This window comes from Chitinophaga eiseniae (genome assembly GCF_012641265.1).
In the GTDB taxonomy this organism is placed as follows: domain Bacteria; phylum Bacteroidota; class Bacteroidia; order Chitinophagales; family Chitinophagaceae; genus Chitinophaga; species Chitinophaga eiseniae_A.
This window is the reverse complement of sequence record NZ_JABAHZ010000002.1, coordinates 1,457,900-1,474,271: the sequence shown is the minus strand read 5'-3', so window position 1 is coordinate 1,474,271 and position 16,372 is coordinate 1,457,900. Positions and strand designations below refer to the sequence as shown.

Genomic DNA, 16,372 nt, shown 5'->3' with positions numbered 1-16,372 from the left:
TTGCGGTATGAGTACACAACAGCCCGGGCGGCCCAACTATTTTGTCAGCATGCTGACCATGAAGTGCCCCAGATGCAGGAAAGGACATATGTTCAGAGATCAGAATCCCTTTCACTTTAAGTTTTCGAAGATCTTTAACATGTACGATAACTGCCCGGTATGTGGACAGAAGTATGAGTTGGAAACAGGTTTCTGGTTTGGTACAGGCTATGTGAGCTACGCATTATCGGTGGCATTCAGCGTGTTTAACTTAATCTGGTTTTGGCTTTTCTTCGGTCTTACCTGGAGGGATAACAGTATTTTTATCTGGCTGGGTGTAAATGGCGTATTGCTGGTGCTTATCCAGCCCTGGCTGATGCGATTATCGAGGGCCATTTATTTATACTTCTTTGTATATTATGATGACAGCACGGCGCAGTTAAAGCCGGATGACCATCATCACGATCATGCTGATCACCATCATCATTAAAATATCAAAAGGAGCCAATTGACGTTGGCTCCTTTTTTATTTTTCGTTTGTTGATGACTACTTATGCTTTTTTATCTAATAACAGGTTAATCATATCCTGCAGCATCAGCTGTGCTTCCGGGGTTTGAATCATAAAACCGGAGAATATAATCCTTCCTTCCTGATCTATTAAGAAGTTGCTGGGCGCCCCTCTTACCGGCAGATTCGTACGATTGGCCTCCTTGTCTTTCAACGGTGTAAAAGTGTACTTGCTGGATTTTACAAACGGAATGACATATTCATCCTGTTCTGCCATGATATTTACCCCTACATAGTTAACATTGTTCCTATCGAAATGTTTCAGTACCTCTTCGAAGTGTGGAAATTCGCCCCGGCATGGTCCGCAACCCGGGAACCAGAAGGTAAGCAGCACCACTTTACCTTTATAACTCTGCATGGTTTTCTTACCCGGTTCCATATAGGCATCGAAGGAGAAAATAGCAGGTTTGGAGCTATTCAGCAACCTGGATTTGATGTCATTTTCGATAGCTTCGTTCGTTTTGCCAGCCTGGCGCCCGTAGCTGTACAAAGGCTCTTTCATGGCACGCGCAGGTTCTTTGAGGTAGTACTTCATCAGCGTATCATACCCTTGCTGCGGACTTACAGCCGCCGCTACCCTGGCTTTGGCTAATGCTACAATACTGATGGTTACTCCCCAGCGTTTGGCTTTTACATCCTTTAGTAGCGTTGTTGCTGCTTCAGTATTGCCAGCTTTCAGCAATTCGTCGACCTTCATCAGCTGTTCAGCCATTAATTTATTCTTTATAAATTCTTCCTTTGTGGATGCTTCAATGCCGGGTGTGGCAGCCAGCTCTCCCGCCAGCACCGCCGCTTTTCCCGGGTCATCTGCCAGCAGGGCATCAAAGTAGTCATTCATGCCGTAGGTTCCCCAGGATGACTTACCGATCGGATAATGCTGCCGCATATCTTCGTAGATGGCCAGCTTTTGATCACGATTTACCGTGCGTAAAGCTTTCCAGTAAAGCGCCTGTGCCCCCCGGTCACTCTCAGGGAATTTGGTTCTCAATTCTTTCAACAGCGCCTCATACTTGGCCGGATCCTTAGTTTCAAAATTGTACATGTAGCTAAACAGGTAATCCGGGCTATCCGGGCTGGTTTCATAAGCTTTCCGCTGAAATTCGGCTGATTGATCGAACTCTCCCCATCTTTCTGCATCAATGGCCAGTTCAGCATAAGCGGCTGATAATTTAGGATTGATGGATACTGCCTTTAACAAATAGGGACGTGCAGCCGGGCTTTCCTGGTGGGTGTATAACGTACCAATACCGTAGTAGATGCCAGCGGACTTAGGATACTTTTTCATCCAGGTTTTATAATGACTCAGCCGGATAGTGGTATCACGACCCAGTGAGGTATTAAATTCATCTATTGCAGCAATATTATCAGGCTGTTTACTGATTACTGCTACGAGGCTATCCACTTTCTTTTGGTTAATCTGCTGTGCGGCAGCGATGCATGGAATAGCCATCCATGCCATGGCCATAGCAGTATTTCTGGAATAAAGTTTCATGATTGATTTTTTTAGGATGAATATTTTTTAAAGCCGATTACCAGCCCGGGTTTTGTTCGGGCACTTTACCAGCCGGGTATTTTTGCAGCTGGGCTTGCGGGATCGGGAAATAATACATTTTGTCGTGCCAGTAGCGTTGTTCCAGGGGAACTGTTTTATAGCTTCTTACGCCATTCGTTTCGCTGATCTGTACCGCCGTAATAGCTGCGCCTATCATAGTAGCGCCTGTGCCCCAGCGGCGGATGTCGTTAAAACGCTGACCTTCAAAAGCCAGTTCCACCGTACGTTCACGTACGTAGGTATCCCAATTGAGCTGTCCGGCTGGTACCACGGGCATGCCTGCACGCTGACGCAGCAGATTGATATATGTACGGGCTTCTTCCGCGTTACCGAGTTTTAGTTGACATTCGGCGTAGTTGAGATATATTTCTCCTAAACGCAGCATAATGCAATTTTGGTAATTACCGTTGGTACCATTGAAGATGTACTTCGGATTAAGAAATTTCCGCAACATATAACCAGTAATGGCTGTGCTATAAGTAGAAGGGTTATACTTTGATCCCAGTTTCAGGTCCATGGTTTGATTGATCCAGTCGGTACCATCGTAAATGATGCTGGCATGAAAGCGAGGGTCCCTATTAGCATACGGGTGTGCAGGATCAAATTTAGGCGACTGATTCCAGGGCAAGCCATCTTTCATCAGGTACTGATCTACCATATTCTGGGTGGGACAATCCACCAGGCTGCTAAACCCTGTAAAGAAAGCCGAGTTGTCGTACAAGTCCAGTGCATGTACCTGTCCACTCAAATCACCGGCAAATTCCTTGTTGAAGATCACCTCCTGGTTATCGTCATTTTCCGGGTAAAACATCGCTTCATAATCGGGGAACAGTGTGTAACCGCCTTTATCTATCACCTCTTTTGCTGCGGCAGCAGCGGCCTGGTAGTCCTTTCTATTCAGCAGCAGCCGGCATTTCATTCCCAATGCGGCGTATTTTGTGGCGCGGCCTGCTGCTGTTTTGGGGTAAGCAGCAGGTAATAATGCCGCTGCCTGATCCAGATCGTCCAGCATCAGCTTTACGCAATCATCATCCGTACCTCTCGGCGCAGTAAGATCATCATTCAGTGACAATACTTTGGTCACCATTGGAAAGCGGCCAAAAATGGAGTAGAGATCCATATAGTGCAAGGCACGCAGGAAAAGCATTTCGCCTTTGATCTGTTGTTTACCAGCTTCGCTGAGCGGCATGTCTGGCAGGTGTGCCAGCACGTTATTACAATTCCTTATCATTGCATAAGTATTACTCCACACATCGGTATAAATACCTGTAGACGGGGAGTATTGCCCTGTGTTGATAAGGTTGGACTGCAGGAAGGACCTGGCCGACTTGCCTTCGTCTGTAATGTCCATGGGCATCCAGTTTCCGGCGTCGTCGTAAATACTATGAATACCATCATATGATTCCAGCACTACCCGGCTGATGAGGGCACTGTCTTTCCAGATGTTACTATCGCTATAGAGATTTAGTGGCCCTTTGTTCAAAGCATCTTTGTTGCAGGCAACAGATCCCAGTATAAGCGTTCCCGTTATATAGGCAATAATTTTTTTCATGTCGGTTCAGATTAGAATTGCAAAGAAATACCCGCTGTATATGACTTCATCAGTGGATCCCGTACCTGTCCTGCACTTTCCGGATCAAATAGTTTGAAGTGGGTGAAGGTGTATACGTTGTTGGCTGTCAGGAAGATTCTTAGCGCATTGGCGTGAACAGGCTTCAGCATACTTTGTGGCAGTGAATAAGCTAATTCTATATTCTTTACGCGCAGATATGCCGTATTGCGCAGCCAGTAATCAGAAGTTTCCTGGTTGTTCTGGTTGTTATACCACAAGCGGGGCCAGGATGCACCTGGATTTTCAGGCGTCCATCTGTCAAGTTTGGCTGTTGTAGCGGGCAAACTGATATAGGCATATCCTTTCACATCCCCTGCTCCCTGAAGGAGTACATTTAGTTCCAGTCCACTATACTTTGCGCCGAAACGAATACCGTACTGAATTTTCGGGAAAAGCCCGGCGCCGATCAGCACCTGGTCGGCCGCCGTGATCTTACCATCACCATCCACATCCTTGTAGCGTATATCTCCCGCCTTTGTATCCGGGTATAGTGGCGTAGGTCCTTTAGTTACTTCATCGTTCGATTGGTAAAGTCCGTCGGACAAATATCCCAGGTTATTCTGGCCTACCGTATTATAGAAATAGCCGATAGATTTTCCACTTACCTTTTGCCAGTCGGGAATACTTTGTGATTCAGGATAGTGGATAACTCTGTTTTTTGCGAATGTTATGTTTGGTGATACATAGTAGCTGAATTTGCCGAAATGCATCGTGTGCGTCAGGTTTAGCTCTATTCCCCTGGTGTCTACAATACCATCGTTGGTGGAGGGTAGACCGATACCGATTACGGAGGGCACCTGTGCTGCGGGTGGCGCAAGGATATCTTTGGTGCGTTTGTAGAAGTAATCCGCTTCTATGGTCAGCAGGTCGCGCTTAATATGCATTTCCAGGCCTACATTGGAAATATTGGCGCGTTCCCAGGTAAATACCGGGTTGGGCAATACACTGGGGCTGAGTGTCTGATAATATACCGGAGAAGCCCCTCCCAGCGAATAACCAGGCATATTTCCCAGGTTATAGGTAGTGAGGAATTGATATGGACTTACCCGGTCATTACCCAGTTGGCCCCATGAAGCGCGTAGTTTAAGAAAATCGATCTTGTCGGCAATTCCCTGCATAAATGGTTCATCCGACATTACCCAGCCGGCGGAAAAAGAGGGGAAGAATCCGAAGCGATGATCCGGAGGAAAGATATCAGAGCCATCGTAGCGGAAGTTGAATTGAAACAGGTAGCGGGAATCGAAATTATAATTCACCCTTCCTACCAGGCCTCTCCTGGCATTCTGTGTAGCAGAACCAGCATTGCTTACCCTTGTGGGGTCGCCGAGATTCAGTTCTGACAAACTGGAAGAAACAAATCCATTCCGCTGGGTATTGAAGTTATCAGACTTCCCATTTGTTTGGGTATACAACAGCGTACCCGATACATTATGCTTGCCGAACCTGTTATCGTACTGCAAGCCACCTTCCAGCGTAACGCCCTGGGTTTGTGTGAAGTACTCTCTTAGGTAAGGTTCTGTTGGATAAGCTGCTACCTTGGTATAGCTGCCGGAGGAACTGATAGCGTACATATCAAATGGTGTGGCAAAACGTTTACCGAAAGTATACAGTTTATCATAAGCCGCATTTCCTTTCAGGGATAGTCCTTTGATAAAAGGCAGGTCGTACTGTAGTGTAACCACGGAGTTGAAGATATTGGTATTGGTAAACCAATAGCCCGATTGCCCGATTGATTGCAGGTAGGCATTGCCGCGTTGCTCCGGTACATAAGCATATAAGCCGTTGGAATACCTGTTTACGCGGGTGGGTGGCGTACCATAAAGATTATCAATAACATACTCCGTACTATACACCGCCTCTCCATCGGTATTACTGAATGAACCACTGACGTTCAGGGATACCTTCAGATCGCGTGTGATGTTTGCATCCAGGTTGCTGCGCAGATTGTAGCGTTTGTAACCTTCTACGTTCACCAGGCCATTATTTTTTGTATAGCCTCCAGAGAGATAATAGCGGATCTTTTCAGCGCCTCCGGAGATAGCCAGGTTGTAGTTCTGCTGCCAGAGGGACTTTGCCAGAATCTCATCTACCCAGTTTGTATTTGGATATTGATCGGGATCAGTTCCATCCTTATACTTCTGCAGCATCTCATCAGAGAATCCCATCCCCTGGCCAGGATTAAAAACATTTTCATTCTTCAGTGCCTCATTATACAGGTTGGCATAATCATACGAATTCATTTGTTTGTAATACTGGGTGGGGCGCTGGTTGATGGCATTGGCAGTGAATGTGATCGTTGATTTACCCAGGCTCCCTTTTTTGGTGGTAACCAATATTACGCCATTTGCTGCGCGTGCTCCATATACCGATATGGCAGATGCATCTTTCAGCACGGAGATGGTTTCGATGTCATTTGCATTCAAATCGTCCAATCTTCTGTCCGGTATGCCATCAATCACGATCAGGGGCGTAGAGTTATTAAAGGTGCTAAGTCCACGTACAAACAGGTTGCTACCGGAGCCAGGGGCACCGCCGGATTTCAGAGAATAGAGACCTGGCAAACGGCCCACCAGCATATCTGAAACGGATGCACTGGCATGGTTCTGCGTGAGTTCGTCCGACTTCAGCGTGGCCATGGATTCTGTTTTCACCCGCTGCGTGGTAGTACCATAGCCAATGATAACAGAGGCGTTAAGTTCTGTAAGGGCTGGCTTCAACGACACGCTGATTGTTTCCACACGATTGCTAACACGCACGTTGTGTTGATAAGTACCATAACCTATAAAGGTGACCGTTACCTGGTACTCTCCGGATGGCAGGTTCTGAAAGCTGAATTTGCCTTCTTCATTGGTAGCCATCCCTTTATTGAAAGGCTTAATGCTAACAGTAGCCCCAGGTACGGGTTTCCCCTTTTCATCTGTTACCACCCCGTTGATGCCACCATTTACAAGAGGCACTGCAAAAACGGTGTTGGCGGGTGGATACCCGATAGTCACCAATTTGTGTTCATCATCGATATACCAGGTAAGTGGCTGTCCTTCCATTACGGATTCCATCGCTTTTTTCAGTGATGTTTTCTGCAACCTGGAAGTTACCGGCAGTGCGGCTTTCAGCTGTTGTGCATCGTAAAAGAAATGGTAATTGCTTTGCTTTTTGATGTTGGCGAGCACCTGTTCCAGGGGTGCCTCTTTAGCGGATATGGAAATATCCTGTGACAGACTTTTAGCGCTCACATGCAAACACATTACCAGGATCAGGAAGAAATTGATCTTCATAATGAGCATCGTTTTTTTAAGTAGGGAACGGGCAAAAAAATGCCGGTAGCAATTTGTTAATTGCATAAATTTGTCTTGTTAGGGTGAAGAGATAAGCGTTCTTGGTCGGATGGTTATCGACGAACCCGAATAAACAAACAGAAGCGTTGCAACCGCTTCTGTTTTTGCGTTTTAGGTGTTGCGTTGTTGTTTAAGTGCTGTTTTTTTTCATGATACTGAATGGTTGGTTTTTGGTTGATTTATTATGGCTGGTGTACGATTTAGCATTGGTTGTAACAGTATCGTTGTGTATTGGCTGGTAATTTCCCTAGTCTGTGATAATTACTGTTCTGCCCTTGATGGTGTAGTTTATTCCACTGCGTTTTAAAATCTCCATAGCTTCCTTCAGCGTTACGCTCTTCGGTATTTCTCCTACGAACTGATGTGAATTGGTTTTTATTTCATTGATCGTATTTATATCATACCATCTTTCAAGCTCCCTCATGACGGTGCTGATATCTGCTTTATTAAAGGAGAAGTAACCGTTCTTCCAGGCCATGGCTGCGTCGGTATCGGCATTTTGCAGTACCTGCCAGCTGTTGCTGTTATGCTGCAATTGCTGACCTGGCAGCAGTACAGCTGATTTATTACCCGCACTTACTTTCACTTTTCCCGTAATCAGTGTGGTACTGATCATCGGTTCATCTGCATAGCCGCTAATGTTGAAGCTGGTGCCCAATACCTGTACCCGCTGATTCCTGGTGTTTACAACAAATGGATGATCGGCCGTACCTGTTACCTCAAAATAGGCTTCACCAGAAAGCGTTACTGTTCTTTCCCGGCTGTTGAAGGAAGAGGGGAAAGTCAATTCGCTTGCGGCGTTTATCCATACCTTACTTCCATCGGGGAGAATAATGCTGTATTGTCCCCCTTTTGGTGTGACCAATGTATTGAGGGTAGCTTCCCCGCTATTTTCTGTTCCTCTGAAGGCCAGCAGCCCGCTATCCAGCTTCACAATGCTCATGTTGCCGTGTTGGGATACTACTCCGTTGCCGGCATCGGAAAGCACGATTGTTTTTCCATTGCCCATGCGCAGGATGGATTTGTTGGCGGCAGGCGCAGTGGCCGAGGCCACAACAGGCTTTACTGGCGGTGTTGACGGATGTTTGTTCAGCCACACGCCTGCTGCAACTGCCACTACCGCTGCAGCGGCCGCATACTTCCACCAATTGCGGACATGCTTTCTCCGGGCAGGATCCAGGGGTATTACTTTGCCGGTGGTGCGACCATCGGCATTCAATACCTGTTGTAATACCGGTTCCCACTGTTCCTTATCCACCCATTCCCCGGTTAAGGCATCCGCATTTTTCTGCATTTCCTGGTTAAAGGCTTCACGGTTGGCTTCATTTAAAAAGAACGCATGCAGTTCTTTCTCTTCGTCCGCTGTGAGCACAGTATCCTGACTCTTTTTTATCAAAAAGAATATTCGCTCTTGCATATATGGTTTTCAAACGTAGTCGTTAGCATTACAGGTACGCTGCAGGCAGCGCTATATAAGTAAGAATGGAAAAAAGGAAAATGGTACCTATCCGGGCAAAAATTTTTTTTAACGACTACGATTACAGGAATGGGATCGACTTGCCGGCAGCCAGCAGAAACTCCCTGATATTACTGAGGGCTGCACTCAGTGTATTTTTCACATAGCTCTGTGATAGCTGTAATTGATCTGCTATTTCCTGCGTTTTGAGGCCCTGTTCCCGGCTCATGAGGTATATTTTGCGGCGCTGGGGAGGCAGCTGGTCTACTGCTTTTTTGATGAGATGAAGCGTTTCCCTGCTGGCTACTAATTCTTCTACCTCGTTAACAGTAGCTTCTGGGAAAGACTCAGGGAGAGCTGTTGTCATACGGGCGGTGGCCTGTTTATGAAACCAGGTAAAGCACTCGTTGCTGGCCACGCGCAGGATCCAGGCCCGTAGGTTTTCGATACCAGGTAATTTATCCCGGCTGATCCAGATACGGATGAATGTTTCCTGTATCACTTCCTCTACGCTATCGGGGTCCCTTATTACTTTCCTCACATAGGGATTCAGCCATGGAAGCACCGCAAAGAACAAGTGCCTGAATGCTTCTTCGCTGCCTTCTGCTATATTAACAAGTGTTGCTGTGTCAATATGAAACCTGTTGCTGTCCAATATTCCTCCGTTAGTCTGCTGCTAATTTAAAAAATAAGGCCGGTAAAAGCTACCGGCCTCATTTTTTTGCGTGCCTGCGTTACAATAACAACTGGCGCAATTGCTCATATACAGCAGGTTTCAGCTTTTCGGGGTGCGTGAAAACAATGTTGGATTGCCGCATGTCGATACCATATAGTGTTTCCATTCGTTCATAAAAAAAGTCGTCGGGTATTAATACTCCGCTTTCGTAGCGGGCATATCGTTTACCCGGAATGCCCAGCAGATTACTCATTTCTTGTTTTGATAATTCGTGTGTTGTTCTGATTATTTCCAGGATTTCTGATGTATGCATTTTTTGTGGGTTAAAAATTTACAAAAATGTATAACGTTATTAATTTTGTAGTATATTTACATGTTAACAATCAATTAGTTATACATATTCAAATTGATTACCGAGATAGATTTTTGTAAACAGGATTATCGAGATAAAAATAGATTTCCTGTACCGGTGAGATACCGGTAAAATATTGAGAGGTGGAAGATCAACATGACCTTTTACGTATCACGGTTGATATACTATGGACTATGAGAAAGGTAACAATTATGATCAGGCAGATAAAGTTGACTGCCTGAAATATACTTGCGAAGGTTCGTGGACGGCATTGGGGCCGACAAATTATTATATCTCATTTGTTTCTGTTAAGATTCAAATAAACCAGGGGCTGCCTATCTGTGGAAAGTGGCGGCAGCCTACCTGGTGTTTTTTGTCTACGGGTACGACTACCCGCAGACATTTTCAAATGTAGGTATTTTTTCATTGCGAAGCCAAAAAATCTTTTCGTAAATAGTTGTATATTAACAATATACGATTTAAACAAAATGATAACCCAAGTATCATTTCTTTTCATAAACTATCAAAATGAGAATTACGAATAATATAATCCTGCATTCTCTTTAATTAGATTAAACTTTTTACTAATTTGGATCCATAATCGGTCGCCTGGCCATCAACCATATCGTTTTATGGATCGCAGACAATTCCTAACCTTATCTCCTGACCGCGCTGTGCGGAACGTTACCTCATTTGCCCGTACCAGAACTGGCCTTGCGCCTTATACTGGCGCCTGGGGACCTTTACAGCAGATACATTTATTGAAACGTACCCTCTTCGGCGTTTCCCCCGACAATATCAACACTTTCAAAAACCTGTCTATGCAGCAGGCCGTTGATACGTTGCTTACCCCACAGGCAGATCCTGCCCCTCCGGTGAATAACTATGGGGTAGACGATACCGGTGTAGCACCCGGCGCTACCTGGGTAAGAGCCGCCATGGGAGATGAAATGCTGGAAAGGAAAAGAATAGCTTCCTATAAAGCGTGGTGGACAGGTCAGATGATTAACCAACCCGCCAGCATACACGAAAAGATGGTGCTGTTCTGGCATAATCATTTTGTAACGGAAACAAGCATGGTGAATGATAGCCGCTTTACTTACCAATACAATCTCACGTTACGCAAACATGGATTAGGTAATTTTAAAGCGCTTACCAAAGCTATTACCCTGGATCCGGCCATGCTGGTATATCTCAACGGGTATCTCAATTCAAAAGGCGCCGCCGATGAAAACTATGCCCGGGAATTACATGAGCTTTTCACGGTAGGTAAAGGTCCGGATTCTCATTATACGGAAGATGATGTGAGAGCGACTGCCCGCGTACTCACCGGGTTCCGGGTAGATAGAACCAATATTGTGAGCCTGTTTGATACCACCCAACACGATATCACCAATAAACAGTTTTCCAGCTTTTATTCCAATAAAGTCATCTCCGGAAAAACAGGCCCTGATGGCGCTACAGAGGTGGATGATTTACTCAACATTATTTTTTTGCAACCGGAAGTAGCGAAATTTATTTGCCGCAAGCTTTACCGGTTCTTTGTATACTACGATATAGATCAGGCCACAGAAACCAATGTGATTGCGCCATTGGCAGATATCCTCCGCAGCAGTCTTTACGATATCAAAGTAACGCTGAATGCACTCTTTACCAGTGAGCATTTCTTTGATCCGGCTAATATGGCCTGCCTTATTAAGAGTCCGGCCGATTTCTGTGCAGGCATTTGCCGGGAATATGGGATTGCTATCCCGAGCGACTATACGTCGCAATACAAGGCCTGGGCCTTTATACACGACAGGGCTGCCGCTATGCTGCAAAACTTTGGAGATCCCCCGCTGGTAGCCGGATGGGAAGCTTACTACCAGGAGCCAGCCTTTCATGAACTCTGGATCAATACTGATACCTTGCCCAAACGCAACCGCCTGAGCGATGGATTAGTGAGCAGTGGCGGCGTGGGCGGATTACGCATAGATACCCTGGCCTTTGCCGCGAGGCTGCCGCATCCGGAGGATCCGGTGGCCCTGATCAGCGACTCGCTGGACCTGCTGTATCGTGTAGGCGTTTCCGATAAAGTGAAAGATTTTTTGAAGAATACGATACTACTCTTTGGTCAAAGCCCGGACAGTAACTATTACTGGACCCAGGCATGGAACGCCTATATCGCCAACCCCGGAGATGCTACCGCAAAAGACAACGTGCAAGGACGCCTCCAGGCGCTGTATAAATACATTATGGACCTGTCGGAATATCAATTATCCTGATAGCTGAAAAACCTTTTTATGAAAAGAAGAGACTTCCTCAAATATACAGCGCCAGCTGCTATCCTGCCTACCCTGATCAATGGTTTTTCCATTAAAGCCTTTGCCTCATCTCCTATGCTCACCGCATTGAGTACAGGTGCAAAAGATAACGATCACGTACTGGTAATGATCCAGATGACCGGTGGCAACGATGGTTTGAATATGGTCATTCCGCTCGACGTGTATGGCAAATACCAGGCGGCGCGTACTAATATCGCCATCCAGGAAGGTAAGGTGCTTCGCCTGGACAGTTACCTGAAATCCGGCCTGCACCCGGCAATGACCGGCATTCAACAACTGTACAATGAAGGAAAGGTAAGCATTGTGCAAAGTGTGGGTTATCCTTCTCCCAACTATTCCCATTTCCGTGCTACTGATATATGGTTAACCGGTTCCGATTCCAATGAGATATTGACTACCGGCTGGGGTGGCCGCTATCTCGATACACAGTATCCTGGTTTCCCGGATGGTTATCCCAACGCAGATAACCCCGATCCGCTGGCCATACAAATTGGTTCTATCGTGTCGCCCGCTTTCCAGGGCGCCGGCGCCAGTATGGGTATTGCCATTACCAGTGCTACCGACTTCTACAACCTGATAGACGGTGTCACAGATCCCGTTCCCAATACCAAGTGGGGAAAGGAATTGCAATATATCCGCCTGATTGCGAAGCAAACCAACAGCTATGAGCAATCAATTCTGGCTGCAGCCAAGAAAGTGACCACCCAGGGCGCTTATCCGGCCAATAATGGCCTGGCAGAACAGCTGAAGATCGTTGCCCGGCTGATTGCCGGCGGACTGAAAACCAGGCTGTATATGGTGAGCATTGGCGGCTTTGACACCCATGCCAACCAAACAGAAGGCGGCGATACCAGCAAGGGAGGCCATGCGAACCTGTTGGGCGGCTTGTCGGATGCCATTAAAGCCTTTATGGACGACCTGAAAGGCCTGCATGCTTCCCGCCGCGTAGTGGGCATGACCTTTTCTGAATTTGGACGCCGTATTAAATCCAACTACAGTATGGGTACCGATCACGGTGCTGCTGCGCCTATGATTATTTTCGGAGATTATGTTAACCAGGGCGTGCTGGGTAATTCGCCGGCTTTACCAGATACCACTACGGTGATTGACAATATCCCCATGCAGTATGACTTCAGGTCTATCTACGCCTCTATCCTGGAGCAGTGGTTCTGCGTGGATCAAACCACCTTGCAGAACATCCTGCAAAAGGATTACCAGCGCCTGCCACTGATCAGCGGGGTAGCCTGTGGTACCATTACCGGCTTACCAGATCTGAATACCGATAAGAAGCTGATCACCAATTCACCCAACCCTTTTAATAATTTTACCACCATTACCTATATCACCGGCAGTGGCAACACTATGATCCAGGTATTTGATACTACAGGCCGGCTGATCAGTGTACCTGTGAATAAAGTGCATACACCGGGTACTTACACGTTTACTTTTGATGCCCAGTCCCTGCCCAGCGGCATTTATTATGCCCGGTTCCAAAACGGCCCTGTACAGCAGGTACGGCCTATGCTGAAGGTAAACTGACCTTATAATTAGATTAATAATCGTGCAACAGCGTTGCAAATAAATGGTTTTTGCTACCTTTGCCTTCGTGTACAAGCGCTATCTACATAAAATACTAGCGATCCTTCTCCTGGGAGTATTTACTTTAAATACTATCCCCCGGGAGTTTATACATGAATTTACCGGTCACCACGACACGGTAGACGCTGTACATCAGCATGACGGGCTTACCATTTCGGAGCAGCACCGTCACTGTGATTTTCTGCAGATAGGTATAGAACCGTACGAGCCGTTTGTTACTTATTATATAGCGCCGGTGTGGCAGGTAAACTGGATTTTTTACCCGCTTTCAATACCGGAAACCACGCATGCTACCTATTACAATCTCACTCCCAGGGCGCCTCCGGCCGTTGCTATGCTTTAAACATGCTTTAAACACACTTTAGGCATGCTTTAAACAGCATAAATGTCATGATAACGTGCACCATTGTGCTGCGTTAGTTATTTCTTATTAGCAATCAGCTCTATATTTTTCAACTATGCATTATTTGCGTGTATTTATACTCGGACTCCTGGGTATAGTGCTGGCGTTGCCAGCTGCCTATGCCGGTGTAAACCCTGAAGAAGGATATTCTAATTCTTTAGCCGGTAAAGTGGTGGATAAGTTAACCCATACGCCCTTGCCGGGAGCCACTGTTTACCTGCCCGACCTGCGTGTGGGTGCGGCTGCGGATGCCCAGGGTAATTATGTGATCAAAAATCTTCCTAAAGGAAAATATGTAGTGGATGTACATTACGTCGGCTATGCCGCTTATACAGAACTGGTGGCCATTTCCGGCGCTACCAACAAAGATTTTGTGCTGACAGAAACCTTGATAGAAAAGAATGAGATTGTGGTCACAGGGGCCAACCTTGCTACTTCAGCGAAGAAAACACCTACGCCTATCAGTGTGATCCGCCGGGACTACCTCGATGACAACATCTCCACCAATATTATTGATGCCATTGCTAAGGTACCTGGGGTAACGCAATTGTCTACCGGTCCGGCTATATCCAAACCTTTTATTCGTGGGTTAGGTTACAACCGGGTGGTAGTAGTGGGCGATGGTATCCGCCAGGAGGGCCAGCAATGGGGCGATGAGCATGGAATTGAGATTGATGATTACAATGTGAGCCGGATAGAAGTGTTGAAAGGTCCTGCTTCGCTGGTATATGGCTCAGATGCGTTGGCAGGGGTCGTCAACATCGTTCCCCCGGCGCCGTTACCATTAGGGCAGATAAGAGGCAACCTGGAAGCCAACTATCAGACCAACAATGGCCTGATGGCCTACCACGCCGATATAGCCGGTAATAACAACGGCATTAGCTGGGGCGCTTATATTACGCAAAAGCAGGCGCACGACTACCAGAATAAATATGACGGGTATGTATTCAACTCCCGCTTCAACAATACCAACTATGGCGCTACGCTGGGAATTAATAAGCAGTGGGGATACTCCCATCTGACTTTTTCTTCCTTCAATCAGCACCTGGGGCTGGTAGAGGGAGATCGCGACAGCACCGGTAGTTTTGTGAAACCTGTAAATATTAACGGTTCCGCCGAAGAAGGACCTGTTACGGACAACGATCACCGGTCGTATAGTATGACAGTGCCCAAGCAGCAAATCAACCACCAGAAAATAGTATGGGACAACAACCTGTATCTTAATAATGGTGGCCGTTTGGGGCTGACATTGGGTTACCAGCTGAACCAGCGCCGCGAATATGGCGATATACTGCAACCGAATACGCCGGGCCTTTACCTGTACCTGCAAACCTTCAACTATGGCGCTAAGTATTATCTACCGGAGATGAACGGGTGGCAAACCACAGTAGGAGTAAATGGTATGCAGCAAACCAACAAGAACAAAGGAGAAGAGTTCCTGATACCGGCGTACGACCTGTTTGACATTGGTGCGTTTGCTGTTACCAGCAAAACATTCAACAAACTGACGCTGAGTGGCGGGCTACGGTTTGATAACCGCTCCATTAACGCCAAAGCCCTGTTCCTGGGAACAGACGGCAAACCGGCTTCCAGTGGAGATAGTAAATTTGATGCATTCAATCGTAATTTCTCCAATGTGTCTGGTAGTGTGGGGCTGAGTTATGAAGCCAGCGATCGCGTGGTGTTGAAACTGAATGCAGCACGTGGTTTCCGGGCGCCGAATATTGCGGAGTTGTCGGCTAATGGCGTACATGAGGGCACTATCAAATACGAATATGGCAATCAGCAGCTGAAACCGGAGGTAAGCACGCAGGTGGATGCGGGCATCGATTTCAATACCCAGCATTTGTCTTTAACGGCGAGCGTATTTTATAATCATATCAATAACTTTATTTTCTCCCGTAAACTGTTTAATGCGGCGGGTACCGATTCTATCCCGGTGCATGATAACGAGGAGGGCTTTGCGGCGTTCCAATACCAGCAAACCAATGCCAACCTGTATGGCGGTGAAATTATGCTGGACATACATCCGCATCCGATTGACTGGCTGCATTTTGAAAATACGTTTTCTTATGTGCGGGCTACTACCGCTAACAGCACCGACTCTACGAAATATCTGCCCAATATTCCACCGGCGCGTTGGTTATCTGAGTTAAAGGGCAAGTTTAAGAAAGTAGGTAAGAGTCCGTTGCAGAACGCTTATGTAGGTGTACAGATGGATTTGAATTTTGCACAGAACGATGTGTTTACCGCTTATGCAACAGAAACGCCCACTTCAGGTTATACGTTGTTTAATGCTGGTTTGGGATCTGATTTTGTGAATAAGAAAAATAGAACATTATTCTCCCTTCACTTTGCGGTGAACAACATTACGGATGTGGCCTACCAGAGCCATTTGAGCAGGTTGAAATATGCACCTGTAAATGAAGTTACCGGTAGAGCGGGGGTATTTAATGTAGGGAGGAATTACAGTGTGAAGCTGGCTATCCCAATCAATTTTAAATAAGCTGTTTTTT

Annotated in this window: 11 protein-coding genes; 5 read left to right on the top strand and 6 right to left on the bottom strand. The window is 46.5% G+C overall.

Annotation, left to right across the window (positions count from 1 at the left end; all coding sequences use genetic code 11):
* Positions 1-7: 7 nt before the first annotated feature.
* Positions 8-469, top strand: coding sequence for a DUF983 domain-containing protein (locus HGH91_RS13700; protein ID WP_168738965.1), 462 nt, complete (start codon positions 8-10; stop codon positions 467-469).
* 61 nt (positions 470-530) lie between these two features.
* Here the strand turns inward: HGH91_RS13700 and HGH91_RS13695 are convergent, their stop codons facing one another.
* The 6 genes from HGH91_RS13695 to HGH91_RS13670 form a co-directional block, all read right to left on the bottom strand.
* Positions 531-2,039, bottom strand: coding sequence for a TlpA disulfide reductase family protein (locus HGH91_RS13695; RefSeq protein WP_168738964.1), 1,509 nt, complete (start codon positions 2,037-2,039; stop codon positions 531-533).
* Between the two features lie 37 nt (positions 2,040-2,076).
* Positions 2,077-3,651 (bottom strand): RagB/SusD family nutrient uptake outer membrane protein, encoded by a 1,575-nt coding sequence (locus HGH91_RS13690; protein WP_168738963.1) that lies wholly within the window; start codon positions 3,649-3,651, stop codon positions 2,077-2,079.
* Between the two features lie 11 nt (positions 3,652-3,662).
* Positions 3,663-6,986 (bottom strand): SusC/RagA family TonB-linked outer membrane protein, encoded by a 3,324-nt coding sequence (locus HGH91_RS13685; RefSeq protein ID WP_168738962.1) that lies wholly within the window; start codon positions 6,984-6,986, stop codon positions 3,663-3,665.
* Positions 6,987-7,293: 307 nt separating this feature from the next.
* A complete protein-coding gene (locus HGH91_RS31510) occupies positions 7,294-8,418 on the bottom strand; it encodes a FecR family protein (RefSeq protein ID WP_168738961.1) in 1,125 nt (374 codons plus the stop codon).
* Positions 8,419-8,584: 166 nt separating this feature from the next.
* Positions 8,585-9,157, bottom strand: a complete 573-nt coding sequence (locus HGH91_RS13675) for an RNA polymerase sigma factor (RefSeq protein WP_168738960.1) — start codon at positions 9,155-9,157, stop codon at positions 8,585-8,587.
* A gap of 79 nt (positions 9,158-9,236) precedes the next feature.
* Positions 9,237-9,491, bottom strand: coding sequence for a helix-turn-helix domain-containing protein (locus HGH91_RS13670; protein ID WP_168738959.1), 255 nt, complete (start codon positions 9,489-9,491; stop codon positions 9,237-9,239).
* Positions 9,492-10,162: 671 nt separating this feature from the next.
* Between HGH91_RS13670 and HGH91_RS13665 the strand changes: the two genes are divergently transcribed.
* The 4 genes from HGH91_RS13665 to HGH91_RS13650 all read left to right on the top strand — a co-directional run bounded on the left by HGH91_RS13665 (position 10,163) and on the right by HGH91_RS13650 (position 16,362).
* Entirely contained in the window at positions 10,163-11,794 is a 1,632-nt protein-coding gene (locus tag HGH91_RS13665) for a DUF1800 family protein (protein WP_168738958.1), read from the top strand.
* A gap of 18 nt (positions 11,795-11,812) precedes the next feature.
* Positions 11,813-13,393 (top strand): DUF1501 domain-containing protein, encoded by a 1,581-nt coding sequence (locus HGH91_RS13660; protein ID WP_168738957.1) that lies wholly within the window; start codon positions 11,813-11,815, stop codon positions 13,391-13,393.
* Between the two features lie 43 nt (positions 13,394-13,436).
* Complete coding sequence (locus tag HGH91_RS13655; RefSeq protein WP_168738956.1) at positions 13,437-13,796, top strand: hypothetical protein; 360 nt, start codon at positions 13,437-13,439, stop codon at positions 13,794-13,796.
* 115 nt (positions 13,797-13,911) lie between these two features.
* Entirely contained in the window at positions 13,912-16,362 is a 2,451-nt protein-coding gene (locus HGH91_RS13650) for a TonB-dependent receptor (protein ID WP_168738955.1), read from the top strand.
* Positions 16,363-16,372 lie beyond the last annotated feature (10 nt).